Source organism: Streptomyces sp. NPDC055632 (assembly GCF_053618675.1).
Genome location: NZ_JBSHHY010000005.1, coordinates 326036 through 341212, shown reverse-complemented (window position 1 = coordinate 341212; position 15177 = coordinate 326036). Strand labels below are relative to the sequence as shown.

Here is a 15177-nt window from a genome sequence, read left to right as displayed (position 1 = left end):
CCGAAGGGGCTGTTCCGTCCCGTACCGCCCATGCCCCGCGGGGCGAGAGGGTGAGATCCTTGAGCACCGACCAGGAGAAGCCGGAGACCCTCCAGGACACCCCCGAGACCCTGGAGCCCCGCGTGGGCCCGGTCCCCGACGGCGATCCGGAGTTCCACCCGTACCACCACCCCGCCGCCGGCTGGGGCGCCGCCAGGAGCGTCACCGGCTTCATGGTCCGCGAGGGCGCCCTCCCGCTCGACGGGCCCCGGGCGATCATGAAGATGAACCACGAGAACGGCGGGTTCGACTGTCCCGGCTGCGCCTGGCCCGACGACACCAAGGGCCTGCACCTGGACATCTGCGAGAACGGGATCAAGCACGTCACCTGGGAGATGACCCGCAAGCGGGTCGGGCGCGAGTTCTTCGCCGCCCACTCGGTGACCGAGCTCGACGGGTGGAGCGACCACGCCCTGGAGAACGAGGGCCGGCTCACCGAGCCGATGGTCTACGACCCGGAGACCGACCACTACGTGCCGATCACCTGGAAGGACGCCTTCGCCCTCGTCGGGCGCACGCTGCGGGGGCTCGACCACCCGGACGAGGCGACCTTCTACACCTCCGGCCGGCTCGGCAACGAGGCCACCTTCCTCTACCAGCTGATGGCCCGCGAGCTGGGCACCAACAACCTGCCCGACTGCTCCAACATGTGCCACGAGGCCAGCGGCCGGGCGCTCCAGGCGGCGCTGGGGACCGGCAAGGGCACCGTCGACCTGGAGGACTGGCAGACCGCCGACGCGCTCTTCGTCATCGGCGTCAACGCCGCCTCCAACGCGCCCCGGATGCTGACCTCCCTCACGGAGGCGTACCACCGCGGCGCGCAGATCGTGCACGTCAACCCGCTCGTCGAGGCGGCGGCCACCCGCGCGATCATCCCGCACGACTTCAAGGACATGGCCACCTTCCACTCCACCCGGACCGGCACCCTCAACCTCCAGGTGCGCGTCGGCGGCGACATGGCGCTGCTGCGGGGCATGGCCAAGGCGGTGCTGGAGCAGTCCGCGACCGACCCCAAGGCCCTGGACCGGGAGTTCGTCGAACGGCACACCAGCGGTTTCGAGGAGTACCGGGCGGTGTGCGAGGCGACCCCGTGGGAGGAGCTGGAGACCCAGTCGGGGCTGAGCCGGGACGACATCCTGGAGGCGGCCCGCGTCTACCGCGAGGCCGACCGCACCGTCATCAGCTGGTGCCTGGGGGTCAGCCAGCACGAACACGGCGTCGACACCGTCCGCGAGATCGTCAACCTGCTGCTGCTCCGCGGCAACCTGGGCCGCGAGGGCGCGGGCCCCTCCCCCGTGCGCGGACACAGCAACGTCCAGGGCAACCGCACCTGCGGCATCGACCACCGGCCCACCGCGGCGTTCCTGGACCGCCTCGCCGAGGTCTGCGGGATCGACCCGCCCCGTGAGCACGGCAAGGACACCGTCGCCAGCATCAGGGCCATGCGCGACGGGGAGATCAAGGTCTTCGTCGGCATGGGCGGCAACTTCGCGCTCGCGGCCCCCGACACCCCGGTCACCTACGAGGCGCTGCGCAACTGCGAGCTGACCGTCCAGGTGAGCACCAAGCTGAACCGCAGCCACGTCGTGCACGGGCGGCGGGCGCTGATCCTGCCCTGCCTCGGCCGGACCGAGAAGGACCACCAGCGCAAGGGGATCCAGAGCACCTCGGTCGAGGACTCGATGAGCATGGTGCACATGTCGGTCGGCATGAAGCGCCCCGCCTCGCCGCACCTGCTCTCCGAGCCGGCGATCATCGCGGGCATGGCCCGGGCCGCGCTGCCGGACAGCGCCACGCCGTGGGAGTGGTACGTCGAGGACTACGACCGCATCCGGGACACCATGGCCCGGGCGCTCGACGGCTTCGAGGACTTCAACCGGCGGGTGCGCCTGCCGCTGGGCTTCCGCATCAAGCAGCCCGCCCGCGAACTGGTCTTCCTCACCGCGTCCGGTCAGGCCGAGTTCTCCTCCTCCGCACTGCCCGACGTGCTGCCCGCCCCCGGCGAGCTGGCCCTGGGGACCATGCGCTCCCACGACCAGTGGAACACCACGATCTACTCCGACGACGACCGCTACCGGGGCGTCAAGAACCTGCGCACGCTCGTCTTCATGAACCGGTCCGACATGCGCGAGCGCGGCATCGCCGACATGGGCGCGGTGGACATCACGAGCACCGCGCGGGACGGCAGCCACCGGCGCCTGAACGGCTACCTCGCCGTCCCGTACGACATCCCCCGGGGGTGCGCGGCCGGCTACATGCCCGAGATGAACGTCCTGTGCGCGCTGGACGACTACAGCACCCAGAGCGACCAGCCGATCATGAAGCACGTCAGGGTCACCATCGCCCCCGCGGCGGCCTGAGGCCCGAGGACGGGGACGGGGACGGGGACGGGGCTCGGCCGGAGCGGACGAGCCGCTCCAGGAGGAGGTGGGCGCGCCGCTCGGCGGCCGCGAGCTCGACCGGGTCGATCTCGGCCGGCCAGAGCTCGCCCGCCGCGGCGTCGTCCGCCTCCCGCAGCTCCACCACGGCCGCCGCCAGACGCGTCTGGACGACCGGGTACGACCGGACCGCGCCCTCGCGCAGCACCCGCTCGGCCCGTTCCGCCGCCTCCTCGCAGGCGGCGAGGGCGCGCGCCGCCCGTACGGCCGCCCGGTCGTGGACCACGAGGAGCGCGCAGCCCAGCCCGACGAGGACCCCGAGGAGGCTGCCGAGGGCCCGGTCCCGCACCAGGGTCCCGGCGGGCTCGGGGTCGGCCAGTTCGCTGAGCAGCAGCGCCAGCGGGGTGAGGAAGACGACGCCGAGGCCGTAGTTCCGGGCGACGACGTGTTCGAGCAGGAACTCGAGGAGCACGATCACCAGGACGAGCGCCACCGGGCCGGGGCGCAGGGCGAGGACGCCGAACGCGAGCAGCAGCCCGGCGACCGTGCCCAGGGTGCGCTGCACGGCCCGCTGGGCCGCCGTGCGCACGTTGACCGAGTGCAGGACGGCGGTGGCGGAGATCGCCGCCCAGTAGCCGTGGCCCAGGCCGAGGAGGAGGGCCGCGCCGCCCGCGAGGCCGGTGCCGAGGACCATCCGCAGGGCGGGGACGAGCAGGACGGCGGTACGGGCGTGGGGCGGGCCCGTCACCAGGTGCGCCACGCGCGGCTCGGCGGCGTGGCGGGTGACCGGGTCGGCCGGGACCGGGCCGGGGCGGACGGGGGGCTCCCCGGCCCGGTCCGGGCCGCCCGGGTGCGGCCGCGTCAGGCCGGGCAGTACGGGCGGGGTGCGCCGGCCCCGGGCGACGAGCAGCGCGACCTGGCCGCGCAGGGTCCGCGCCAGGCCGAGGGGGTCGGCGGGCGGGCGGCGGGCCGAGCCGACCAGGAGGGACCAGGAGAGGTCGGCGAGGCGTACGCAGGTGTCGTCCCGGCCGCGCCGGTCGGCGCCCGGCGGGGGCAGGACGCCGAGGGTCCGGTACGCCTGGAGCACGGCGGCCGTGGCCCGGTGCCGCGCGGACCTGCCGCCCCGCTCGCACAGGTCGGCGAGTTCGCGCAGGGCGGCGGCCACGGCGAGCCGCTGCGGCCGGTCCGGGTGCACGAACCGTCCCGCCACGGCCAGGACCAGGGCGCCGGTCGCGGCCAGGGCCGCGTGCGGCAGGACGTCGGAGAAGGCGGAGACGCTGTTGGCCCCCACGGCGAAGGAGAACAGCAGCAGCACCGCGCCGAGGCCGGGCAGCCGGGCCGCGTCGCAGGCGAGCTTGGCGAACCCGGCCACCACGGCCGTCGCCGCGACCGTCACGGCGGCGCCCGCTCCCCCGTCCAGGGGGTGCGCCCGGGCGGCGAGCGCCGTCCCGCAGCCCACGCAGGCGGTCATGGCGACGGCCCCACCATCCGCGAGGTGGTCAACTTCCTCCTGGCGCGCGGCAACATCGGCCGGCCCGGCGCGGGCGTGTGCCCGGTGCGCGGCCACAGCAACGTCCAGGGCGACCGCACGATGGGCGTGTGGGAGCGGATGCCGCGGGAGTTCCTGGACGCCCTGGGGCGCGAGTTCGGCTTCATGCCGCCCGCGCACCACGGCCTGGACGCGGTGGACGGCATCCGGGCCATGCACGAGGGGCGCGCGAAGGTCTTCCTCGGGGTCGCCGGCAACTTCGTCCGGGCCACCCCGGACAGCGCGGTGACGGAGGAGGCGATGCGCGGCTGCCGGCTGACCGCGCACGTCTCCACCAAGCTGAACCGCTCCCACACCGTGTGCGGGGAGACCGCCCTGATCCTGCCCACGCTCGGCCGCAGCGACCGGGACGTGCGGGACGGCGTCGAGCGGTTCGTGACCGTCGAGGACTCGATGAGCGACGTCCACGCCTCCCGGGGCAAGCTGCCGCCCGCCTCCCCGCACCTGCTCAGCGAGGTCGCGATCGTCGCCCGGCTGGCGCGCGCGACCCTGGGTGACGAGCCTGCGGTCCCGTGGGAGCTGTTCGAGCGCGACTACGGCGCCGTCCGCGACCGGATCGCGCGGGTCGTGCCGGGCTTCGAGGACTTCAACGCCCGGGTGTCGGTGCCCGGCGGCTTCCACCTGCCCAACCCGGTGAACGCGGGGGTCTTCCCCACCCCGAGCGGCAGGGCCGTCTTCACGTGCAACGCGTTCACGATGCCGCACGTCCCCGAGGGACACCTGCTGCTGCAGACCCTGCGCTCGCACGACCAGTGGAACACCGTCTGGTACGCGCCGAACGACCGCTACCGGGGCATCCACGACGCCCGCCGGGTGGTGATGGTCAACCCCGCCGACCTGGCGGAGCTCGGCATCGAGGACCGCGCCGCGGTGGACCTGGTGGGCGTCTGGCACGACGGCCGGGAGCGGCGCGCGGAGGGCTTCCGGGTGGTCGCGTACCCGACGAGCCGCGGTTCCGCCGCGGCCTACTATCCGGAGACCAACGTCCTGGTGCCGCTGGACAGCGTCGCCGACGTCAGCAACTGCCCGACCTCCAAGGGCGTCGTGATCCGTCTGGAACCCGCGGATGCTCCCGTACGACCGGCGTGACACCGTGGACCCGGGGGTCCGGCGCACGGACCCCCGGGCCGGAGCGAGGGGCGGCCGGAGCCCGATGCGGAGCCGGAGCCCGAGGAAGGAAGAACCATGGGACGAGTGACCGCGCGGCGGCGCGTCCTGCGCGTGCGGGAGGGAGGGGCCTCCTACCGCCCGGACACGCTGGCCGCCGAGGAGCCGATGGAGATCCGGGTCGGCGGGCGTCCGCTGACCGTGACGATGCGCACTCCGGGCGACGACTTCGACCTCGCGGCCGGGTTCCTGGTGAGCGAGGGCGTGGCGCACGCGGCCGGGGACGTGGCCGGGATCCGGTACTGCGCGGGCGCCACCTCCGACGGCGGCAACACGTACAACGTGGTCGACGTCGCCCTGGCGCCGGGCGTGGCCGCCCCCGACGCCTCCCTGGAGCGGAACTTCTACACGACGTCCTCGTGCGGCCTGTGCGGCAAGGCCAGTCTGGACGCGGTGCGCACGACGGCCGCCTGGTCCGTCGCGGAGGACCCGCTGCGGATCGGCCCGGAGGTGCTCACGGCCCTCCCCGACCGGCTGCGGGCGGCCCAGCGGGTCTTCGACAGCACGGGCGGTCTGCACGCGGCCGGGCTCTTCTCGGCCGGGGGCGAGCTGCTCTGCCTGCGGGAGGACGTCGGCCGGCACAACGCCGTGGACAAGGTCGTCGGGCACGCCCTGCGGTCGGGGCTGCTGCCGCTGCGCGGGACGGTCCTGATGGTGAGCGGCCGGGCCTCCTTCGAGCTGGTGCAGAAGGCGGTGATGGCGGGGATCCCGATGCTCGCGGCCGTCTCCGCGCCCTCCTCGCTCGCCGTGGACCTGGCGGCGGAGAGCGGACTGACCCTGGTCGGGTTCCTGCGGGGCGCGTCGATGAACGTGTACTGCGGGGACGAGCGCCTGGAGACCGTGCCGGTGGCCTGACCGCCCTGCGGCCGGACCTCCGACTGGCGTTCCCGGAGAGGGTCCGGTAGACCCGGGGGGTGCTGTTCCGTCAACTCGAGTACCTGGTGGCCCTCTCGCGGGAGCGCCACTTCGCCCGCGCCGCCCGGGCGTGCCACGTCTCCCAGCCCGCGCTCTCGGAGGCGATCCGGAAACTGGAGGACGAGCTCGACGTCCCGTTGGTGCTGCGCGGCCGGGCGTACGAGGGGCTGACTCCCGAGGGCGAGCGGATCGTGGTGTGGGCGCGGCGGATCCTGGCCGACCGCGACGCCCTCACGAGCGAGGTCGGCGCCCTGCGCACCGGGCTCGGCGGGCGGATGCGGATCGGCGCGGTGCCGACCGCCTCGGGGGCCGTCGCCCTGCTCACGGCCCCGTTCTGCCGGGCGCACCCGCTGGTGACCGTGGAGGTGACGACGGACCTCCGGGCGGAGGACGTCCTGCGCCGGCTGCGGAGCTTCGAGCTCGACGCCGGGATCACGTACCTGCACGAGGGGATCGGGGAGGGCTTCGAGACGGTTCCGCTGTACGAGGAGCGGTACGTGCTCCTCACCGGCGCCGCCGACGCCCCCGACGACCGCGCGGCGGCGACCTGGGCGGAGGCCGCGCGGCTTCCGCTCTGTCTGCTGACCGGGGCCATGCAGGGGCGCCGGGTCCTCGACGGGCTGTTCGCGGAGGCGGGGGTGCGGCCGTCGCCCCGGGTCGAGACGGACTCCGTGGCGACGCTCTTCGCGCACGTCAGGACCGACCGGTGGGCCGGCGTCGTGCCGCACACCTGGCTGCACGTCTTCGGCGTGCCGTACGGCATGCGGGCGGTGCCGATGGACGGGCCCGCGCGGGCGGTGCCGGTCGGTCTGGTGACCGTGGCCCGGGACCCGGAGTCGGTGACGGCCCGCGCCCTCCGGGAGGTCGCGGGCCGCACCGACGTCGCCGCCGCCCTGGACCGCCTGCCGGGAGACCCCGTACAGAGGTGAGGGCGGGGAGCCTACGCCGCTTCGGCGGGGCTCTCCGCGTCCTCGCGGTGCGCGCCGCCCCCGGCGTCGCCCTTGCGGACCGTGCAGTGGATCGAGTCGTCCGCCACGTCGGCGACGATCGTGTCGCCGGGCCCGGCGTCGCCGCCGAGCAGCAGGGAGGCGACCCGGTTGTCGAGCTCCGTCTGGATGGTGCGGCGCAGCGGCCGGGCGCCGAACGCGGGCTGGTAGCCGTGGGCGACGAGGAGCTTCTTCGCCGCCTCGGTGACGTCCAGGGTCATGCCCTGCGCGTGGACGCGGTGCTTGCTGCGGTCCAGGAGGTGGCCGACGATCTCCGACAGGTCCTCCTCGGTGAGGCTGTGGAAGACGATGATGTCGTCGATGCGGTTGAGGAACTCGGGCAGGAAGCGCCCCCGCAGGTCCTCCATCAGCTGGTCCTTGAGCTCGGCCGCGTCGCCCTCGTGGTCGAGGATGCGGTGGGCGCCGATGTTGGACGTCATGATGACGACGCAGTGGCGGAAGTCGACCGTGCGGCCCTGCCCGTCGGTGAGGCGCCCGTCGTCGAGGATCTGGAGCAGGGTGTTGAAGACGTCCGGGTGGCCCTTCTCGATCTCGTCGAACAGCACCACGCTGTAGGGCTGGCGGCGGACCTTCTCGGTGAGCTGGCCGGCCTCCTCGTAGCCCACGTACCCGGGAGGCGCTCCGACGAGCCGGGCGACCGTGTGCTTCTCCTGGAACTCGCTCATGTCGAACCGGATCATCCGGTCCTCGTCGCCGAAGAGCAGGTCGGCGAGGGTCTTGGCGAGTTCGGTCTTGCCGACGCCGGTGGGTCCGAGGAAGAGGAAGGAGCCCACGGGCCGGTCGGGGTCGCCCATGCCGGCCCGGTTGCGGCGCACGGCCTCGGAGACCGCCGTGACCGCCTCGTCCTGGCCGACGATCCTGGCGTGCATCTCCTCCTCCAGCCTGAGGAGCTTCTCCTTCTCGCTGGCGGTGAGCTGGGAGACCGGGATGCCGGTGCGGCGGGAGACGATGTCGGCGATGTCGCCGGCGGTGACGGAGACGACGCCCTCGCGCCGCTCCTCGATGCCCGCGAGCTCGCCCTCGACCTCGGCGATCTGCCGCTTCAGGCCGGAGGCCTTCTCGAACTCCTCGCCCGCGACGGCCTGGTCCTTCTCGCGGCGCAGCTTGGCGAGCCTGTCCTCGCGGCTGACGACCTCGGTGGAGCGGCCGCCGCTGCGCAGCCGCACCCGGGCGCCGGCCTGGTCCATCAGGTCGATGGCCTTGTCGGGCAGGAAGCGGTCGCTGATGTAGCGGTCGGAGAGCTCGGCGGCGGCGGCGAGGGCGCCGTCGGCGAAGCGGACCTGGTGGTGCGCCTCGTAGGCGTCCCGCAGCCCTTCGAGGATCTGCACGGTCTCCTCGACGGTCGGCTCGGGGATCAGGACGGGCTGGAAGCGGCGTTCGAGGGCGGCGTCCTTCTCGATGTGCTTGCGGTACTCGTCGATGGTGGTCGCGCCGACCACGTGCAGCTCGCCGCGGGCGAGGGCCGGCTTGAGCATGTTGCCGGCGTCCATCGAGCCCTCGCCGGTGGCGCCGGCGCCGACGACCGTGTGCAGCTCGTCGATGAAGAGGACGATGTCGCCCTGCGCCTTCTGGACGTCCTCGATGACCTTCTTCAGGCGCTCCTCGAACTGTCCGCGGTACTGGGCTCCGGCCACCATCCCGGAGAGGTCGAGGGAGACGACCCGCTTGTCCTTGAGGGTGTCGGGCACCTCGCCCGCCACGATGCGCTGGGCGAGGCCCTCGACGATGGCGGTCTTGCCGACGCCGGGCTCGCCGATGAGGACCGGGTTGTTCTTGGAGCGCCGGGAGAGGATCTCGATGGTCTGCTCGATCTCCTCGGCCCGCCCGACCACCGGGTCGAGCTTCCCGGCCTTCGCCTCCTCGGTGAGGTCCCGGCCGAACTCGTCGAGGGTGGTGGCCGGCTGCTTCGGGGCCGCCGGGGCGCCCTCGCCGCCGAAGGCCGCCTGGTCCGCGGCGCCGCGCAGCTTCGAGACGTCCAGGTCCTCGGCGCGCAGGAAGCGGGAGGCGCCGGAGTCGGGGTCGCCGAGGAGGGCGCCGAGGATGTGCTCGGGGCCGATGTACGACACGCCGGAGGCCTGCGAGCGGGCGTGGGCGAGGGCGAGGGTGCGCTTGGCCGCCGGGGTGAGGCCGGGCTCCGAGGAGGGCTCGGCGGACTCCCGGGGCAGCACCTCGGCGATCCGGTTCGCGAGGGTGTCGGGGTCCACGCCGCCCTGGGCGAGCAGCCTTCGGGAGGGGTCGACCTGGGTGGCGGCCCACAGCAGGTGCTCGGTGTCGAGGTCGGACGTGCCGTCCTCGACCGCCTTGCGGGTGGCCAGGTTGAGCAGTTCGTGCGAGGACTCGGTGAGGAGCCTTCCGATGGGGACGCGTTGCACGGCCGGGGGCGAGGAGGCCGGCGACATGCCGAAGAACCGGTTCAGCATCTCGCTGAACGGATCGGAGGAACCGAAGGGGGAACCGAACGCCATCGACATGTCTGCTCCAGAGAAGCGCGGGGGGATCCCTCTCACCGAGCGGGGGGAATCCTTCTCACTGAAACGCCATGTACACCGCTCCGCAAACGGAACGGACACGGGTCCGGGCCGGGTGAGGGCGGGGTGCGGGCGGGCCTCGGAAGCCGGTGAGGGCGGGGCTCCGGGCCCGGTGCGGGCAGCACTCCGGGCCCGGCGCGGACAGGGCTCGGGAGCCGGTGCGGGCGGGACTCCGCGCACGACACGAACGGAACGTCCGACACGCCAGCCCCGCCCGTATCGTCCGCCTTCCCGGGGCCCGGGCGACCGTCCCGCTGGAGGTCACCCCGGGCTTCCACCGCTTCCTGGGCGTCTTCGAGCCGATGCGCCGGCTCAGCGAGGGCGTCCGGGCCATCCTCTCCTTCGACGCCCGCGCCGACGCCGGTCTCGCGCGCGGCTGGATCATGATCGCGGTCGGCGTGGTCGCGGCCCTGCTGTTCGGCTTCGCCATGACCCGCTACTACGACCGCAGGGGGCCGCGCCGGCTCACCCCGCAGCCCGAGTGAGCCTCCCCCGCCGCTCCCCTACTCCTCCTCGTCCCACGGCGGTTCGAGCTCGTCGAAGTCGAAGGGCGGTTCGTCGTCGTACGGGGCGGCGGGCGCGGGCACGGCCCCGGACACCCCGGCCCCCCGGGCGGGTGCCGCCGGGGCCGGGCCGGACGCGGCGGGGGCGGACGCGGCCGGTGCCGGGTCCTGCCCGGGCGACGGGGCCGTGGAGCCGGCCTCCGCCAGCGTCTCCAGGACGCCTTCGGCGTACTTGGTCAGCTTGGCCTCGCCGACGCCGCCGACGGTGCCCAGCTCCTCGACCGTGGTGGGGCGCAGGGTCGCGATCTCCCGCAGCGTCGCGTCGTGGAAGACGACGTACGCCGGGACGCCCTGCTCGCGGGCGGTCGCGGCCCGCCAGGCGCGGAGCGCCTCGAAGACCGGAACGACCTCCGCCGGCAGGTCGACCGGCACGCGGGCGCCCTTGCCGGAGCGGCTCCCGGACTCCTTCCGGGCCGGGGCGACCGCCTTCTCCTTGCGCATCTGGACGGTGCGGCGGCCGCCCAGGACCTCGCCGCTCTGCTCGGTGAGGACGAGCGTCCCGTAGTCCCCCTCGACCGCGATCAGCCCCTGGGCGAGGAGCTGGCGGACGATCCCGCGCCACTCGGCGGTGCCCAGGTCGGAGCCGACGCCGAACACCGAGAGGGCGTCGTGGTCGAACTGGATGACCTTGGCCGTCCGCTTGCCCTGGAGGATGTCGATGATCTGGCCGGCGCCGAACTTCTGGCGCCGCTCCTTGGCGAGCCGCCACACCGTGGACAGCAGCTTCTGCGCGGCGACCGTGCCGTCCCAGGACTCGGCCGGGGTCAGGCAGGTGTCGCAGTTGCCGCACGGCTCGCCCTTCTGCCCGAAGTACTCCAGGAGGCGGACCCGGCGGCAGTCGACGGTCTCGCAGAGCGCCAGCATGGCGTCCAGGTGCATGGCGAGGCCCCGGCGGTGCTGCTCGTCGCCCTCGGAGGAGTCGATGAGCTTGCGCTGCTGGACCACGTCCTGCAGGCCGTACGCCAGCCACGCCGTGGCCGGCTCGCCGTCGCGGCCCGCGCGGCCGGTCTCCTGGTAGTAGCCCTCGACGGACTTCGGCAGGTCCAGGTGGGCCACGAAGCGCACGTCCGGCTTGTCGATGCCCATGCCGAAGGCGATCGTCGCCACCACGACGACCCCGTCCTCGCGCAGGAAGCGGGCCTGGTTCGCGGCGCGCGTGCGGGCGTCCATGCCGGCGTGGTACGGCACGGCGTCGACGCCCTGCTCCACCAGGAGCGCGGCGGTCTTCTCGACGGAGGACCGCGAGAGGCAGTAGACGACTCCGGCGTCCCCCGCGTGCTCGGTTCTGATCAGCTCCAGGAGCTGCTTGGACGGGTTGTTCTTGGGGACGATGCGGTACTGGATGTTCGGCCGGTCGAAGCCGGCGACGAAGTGCCGGGCGTCCTCCAGGCCCAGCCGCTTCGCGATCTCGGCGTGGGTGGCCTCGGTGGCCGTCGCCGTCAGCGCGATCCGCGGCACCTTCGGCCACCGCTCGTGCAGCATGGACAGGGCGAGGTAGTCGGGCCGGAAGTCGTGGCCCCACTGGGCGACGCAGTGCGCCTCGTCGATCGCGAAGAGCGACACCCGGCCCCGGTCCAGGAGCCGCTGCGTGCCCTCGGTCCGCAGCCGCTCGGGCGCCAGGTAGAGCAGGTCCAGCTCGTCCGCGAGGAACGCCTGCTCGACGGCCTGCCGCTCGTACGGGTCCTGCGTGGAGTTCAGGAATCCGGCCCGCACCCCGAGGGCCCGCAGCGCGTCCACCTGGTCCTGCATGAGCGCGATGAGGGGCGAGATCACGATGCCCGTACCGTCCCTGACCAGGGCCGGGATCTGATAGCAGAGCGACTTGCCGCCGCCGGTCGGCATCAGCACGAGCGCGTCGCCGCCGCCGACGACCTGCTCGATGATCTCCTGCTGCTCCCCGCGGAAGGAGTTGTAGCCGAAGACACGGTGGAGCACCCGGGCGGGCTCGGAGATCTCTGGGGAAGCGTCGGAGAGGACCATTCGTGAAGCGTATCCGCCCCCGCCGACACCCCGGTCCCGTCCGCCGCAACCTGTGGACAACCCGGCCGGCCCGACCCCGGCGGCCTGTGGACGACCTTCCCGGGCCGCCTCCGGCAAGCCCGGGGCCCCTCGCCCGGCACCCCCGTGAAACCCCTCCCGAGCCGCCAGCGGCCGGCCCCCCGGCCCGTCACCGGCACAAGGACGACCCTGCGGCCCGTCACCGACGCGGGCCGGCCCCGCGGCCCGTCACCGGCGCAGGTCGGCCCCCTCCCTGGTGTCGTCGAGGAAGCCGCCCGACTGGTGCTGCCACAGCTTGGCGTAGGCGCCGTCCGCGTCGAGCAGCGCCTGGTGCGTGCCCTGCTCCACGATCCGGCCCCGGTCCAGGACGACGAGCCGGTCCATCCCGGCCACCGTGCTCAGCCGGTGGGCGACGACGAGCGCGGTCCGCCCCTCCATGAGGCGCCACAGCGCCTCCTGGACGAGGATCTCGCTCTCGGAGTCCAGGGCGCTGGTGGCCTCGTCGAGGAGGAGGACCGGGGCGTCGCGCAGGATCGCCCGGGCGAGGGCGACCCGCTGGCGCTGGCCCCCGGACAGCTTCACGCCCCGCTCGCCCACCATGGTGTCGAAGCCGTCGGGGAGTGCGTCGGTGAACTCCGTGACGTGCGCCGCCTCGGCCGCGCGCCGGATCTCGGCCTCGGTGGCGTCCGGCCGGGCGAAGGCGATGTTGTCCCGCAGGCTCCGGTGGAACATCGCCGGGTCCTGCGGCACGTAGGCGATCATGCTCCGCAGGTCGGCCTGGCGCAGCCGGCTGATGTCCTGCCCGCCGATGAGGATCCGGCCCCCGTCGACGTCCGCCATCCGCAGCAGCAGCCGGGTCAGGGTGCTCTTGCCGCCGCCGGACCTGCCGACGAACCCGACCTTCGCCCCGCCGGGCACGTCCAGGTCGAGCCCCTCGAAGAGGGGCTTCGCGCCCGCGTGGGCGAAGGCGACCTTCTCGAAGCGGACGCCGGCGCCCCGGGGCTCCAGCGGCTCCGGTTCCGCCGGGTCGAGCACGGTGGGCGGTTCGAGGAGCAGCTCGGTGAACTGCCCGGCCTCCGTCATCGCGCTCTCCAGGCGCCGGTAGATCTGGTTGAACTCGAACATGATCCGGGTCGCGTTGGAGTAGTAGGTGAAGGCCACGATGACGGCCTCCACGCCCTGCCCTCCCCCGCCGAGGGTGACGGCGAGGACGAGTCCGAGGACGTTCGTCAGGACGGACATCGGCGCGACGAGCGTGTCGATGCGCAGGTTGCCGTAGTCCCAGGACCGCAGGGTGAGCCGCCGCGACTCCGCGACGCGGGAGCGGTGCTCGGCGGCCTCCCGGTCCTCGGCGGCGAACGACCGGACCGTGTCCATGTTCATCAGGCTGTCGGCGACGTGCCCCGACACCCGGGCGATGGCCTGCTCGCGCCGGGCGACGAGCGCCTGGCGGCGGCGGATCAGCGGGGTGACGCACAGGCCCGTGAAGGCGATCAGCGCCAGGAGGCCGACCACGAGCAGCGGGTCGTACTGCCAGAGCACCACCGAGGCGAAGATCAGCGGCACGAAGTTGCCCATGATCGAGAAGGTCAGCGTGTCGACGAACACCTCGAAGCGGGAGGCGAAGCCGAGGACCCGCTTGGTCAGCGAACCGGCGAAGTTGTCGTGGAAGAACGAGGAGTCCTTGGCGAACAGCTCGTCCATGCCGACGACGTACAGCTGCTCGATGCCCCGGGCCTCCAGGCGGTGCAGGCAGTGCAGTCCGACGCGCCACAGCGCCTCGCCGGCCAGCAGCACGCCGGCGAACCCGAGGACGTACGGGAGGTGCGCGCCGACGCCGCCCGCGTCGGCGCCGTCCCCGGCGACCTGCCCGACGAGCTTGGCGACGACGAGCGGCGCGACGTAGAAGACGCCGATGTTGCCGAGCGCCGGCAGCAGCATGGCCGGCGCGGTCAGCCACCGCAGACGGAGCAGTTCCCGTCCGTAGTGGCGCAGTGCGAGGAGTACCGAACCCTCGGACGGTAATCCCTCGCGCGTTTCAGGTGATCCCATGCCCAACCCCTTCCTGTCGTACCGAAGGTGAGGAACGGGAGTCTCCCGTGCAAACGCCTCCCCGGTCCACGTGTTTTCGGCGGCCCCCGGGGAGGCCGGGGCAACCTCCCGGGCCTCCGTCGCGTCCTTCCGCACAGGACCCGACGCCGACCGGCGGCCACCGACCCAGGAGCCAGGACACCCCATGAGCGACAAGGCCCGGACCCTCTTCGACGCGCTCGACCTCGACCGGGACGGCGCCCTGACCCGTACCGAGGTCATCAACGCCCTGCGGTCCAAGGGCCCCACGCTGGCCGCGCGGGGCGTGATCCCCTTCTGGGGCGTGGGGACCGACGACGACTCCTCGGCCCTGTTCGACGAGGCCGACATGAACGGCGACCGCGTGCTGTCCTTCGAGGAGTTCGCGACGCTGGTGAACCGGCGTTTCGGCTGGTGAGCCCCGGGGCCCGGCCCGGACGCGCGAACGGCACCGCGCGGGTGGCGCGGTGCCGTTGCGGAGGCCGGTGACGGCCCGGGGACGGACGGGTCAGACGGAGACCGCGGGGAGCACCCCGGTGACCGGGGCCGCCAGGTCGGTGAGCTGGTGGAGCTGCTGGAGGTCGTGGATCCGGTTCAGCCCGCCGAGCTGCTCGGAGATGCCGGGGAGCTGGGCGGCCTGCTCCTCGGGGAGACCGGTCGCGGCCAGGGAGTCGAGCTCCGTGACCGGGTTGATCGGCGGGCCGAGCGGGCCGGCGGCGGGGGCGGCGCTCGCCGCGGACGCGCCCAGGCACGAGAAGGCGGCGGCGACGGCGAGGACGGAGGAGATGCGTCGTGCTGAGGTCATGCCCCGACCAACGCGGCCGGACCGCCGGCGGACACGGCCGGCCCCGTTCCCACCGCCCGAACGGGGGCCCGCCGCGAGAAAGGCGAAGGGGCGAGGAAAGCGAAGAGACTAGTTTTCATGGAAGGTGAGAAGGAAGCCTCTTCATGGCCTCGCCCGGG

8 protein-coding genes and 3 pseudogenes are annotated in these 15177 nt (G+C 73.7%); 6 read left to right on the top strand and 5 right to left on the bottom strand.

The window, feature by feature from the left end; genetic code table 11:
* Positions 1-212 precede the first annotated feature (212 nt).
* Complete coding sequence (locus ACWGSR_RS10680; protein WP_453565417.1) at positions 213-2399, top strand: FdhF/YdeP family oxidoreductase; 2187 nt, start codon at positions 213-215, stop codon at positions 2397-2399.
* Here ACWGSR_RS10680 and ACWGSR_RS10675 read toward each other — a convergent pair.
* Positions 2374-3897 (bottom strand): annotated as a pseudogene (locus ACWGSR_RS10675) (FUSC family protein); the annotation flags it as partial. The gene ACWGSR_RS10680 and the pseudogene ACWGSR_RS10675 overlap by 26 nt on opposite strands.
* On the opposite strand from ACWGSR_RS10675, the pseudogene ACWGSR_RS10670 reads away from it, so the two are divergent.
* The 3 genes and pseudogenes from ACWGSR_RS10670 to ACWGSR_RS10660 all read left to right on the top strand — a co-directional run.
* Positions 3898-5055 (top strand): annotated as a pseudogene (locus ACWGSR_RS10670) (molybdopterin dinucleotide binding domain-containing protein); the annotation flags it as partial.
* Between the two features lie 96 nt (positions 5056-5151).
* Entirely contained in the window at positions 5152-5988 is an 837-nt protein-coding gene (gene fdhD / locus ACWGSR_RS10665) for a formate dehydrogenase accessory sulfurtransferase FdhD (RefSeq protein WP_376230836.1), read from the top strand.
* A 59-nt stretch (positions 5989-6047) separates the two neighbouring features.
* Positions 6048-6977, top strand: coding sequence for a LysR family transcriptional regulator (locus ACWGSR_RS10660; RefSeq protein ID WP_453565363.1), 930 nt, complete (start codon positions 6048-6050; stop codon positions 6975-6977).
* An 11-nt stretch (positions 6978-6988) separates the two neighbouring features.
* On the opposite strand, the gene ACWGSR_RS10655 is transcribed toward ACWGSR_RS10660, so the two are convergent.
* Positions 6989-9526, bottom strand: coding sequence for an ATP-dependent Clp protease ATP-binding subunit (locus tag ACWGSR_RS10655; protein WP_453565360.1), 2538 nt, complete (start codon positions 9524-9526; stop codon positions 6989-6991).
* Positions 9527-9810: 284 nt separating this feature from the next.
* Between ACWGSR_RS10655 and ACWGSR_RS10650 the strand changes: the two are divergent.
* A pseudogene (locus ACWGSR_RS10650) lies at positions 9811-10068 on the top strand (ABC transporter); the annotation flags it as partial.
* 18 nt (positions 10069-10086) lie between these two features.
* Here ACWGSR_RS10650 and recQ read toward each other — a convergent pair.
* Together recQ and ACWGSR_RS10640 are read right to left on the bottom strand one after the other, a co-directional pair.
* On the bottom strand, positions 10087-12126 hold the full coding sequence (gene recQ, locus ACWGSR_RS10645) for a DNA helicase RecQ (RefSeq protein ID WP_453565358.1): 2040 nt from the start codon (positions 12124-12126) through the stop codon (positions 10087-10089).
* A gap of 246 nt (positions 12127-12372) precedes the next feature.
* Positions 12373-14196, bottom strand: coding sequence for an ABC transporter ATP-binding protein (locus ACWGSR_RS10640; RefSeq protein WP_453565356.1), 1824 nt, complete (start codon positions 14194-14196; stop codon positions 12373-12375).
* Positions 14197-14380: 184 nt separating this feature from the next.
* On the opposite strand from ACWGSR_RS10640, the gene ACWGSR_RS10635 reads away from it, so the two are divergent.
* A complete protein-coding gene (locus ACWGSR_RS10635) occupies positions 14381-14632 on the top strand; it encodes an EF-hand domain-containing protein (protein WP_376230831.1) in 252 nt (83 codons plus the stop codon).
* A gap of 90 nt (positions 14633-14722) precedes the next feature.
* Here the strand turns inward: ACWGSR_RS10635 and ACWGSR_RS10630 are convergent, their stop codons facing one another.
* Positions 14723-15019 (bottom strand): hypothetical protein, encoded by a 297-nt coding sequence (locus tag ACWGSR_RS10630; protein WP_125660097.1) that lies wholly within the window; start codon positions 15017-15019, stop codon positions 14723-14725.
* Positions 15020-15177: the final 158 nt, after the last annotated feature.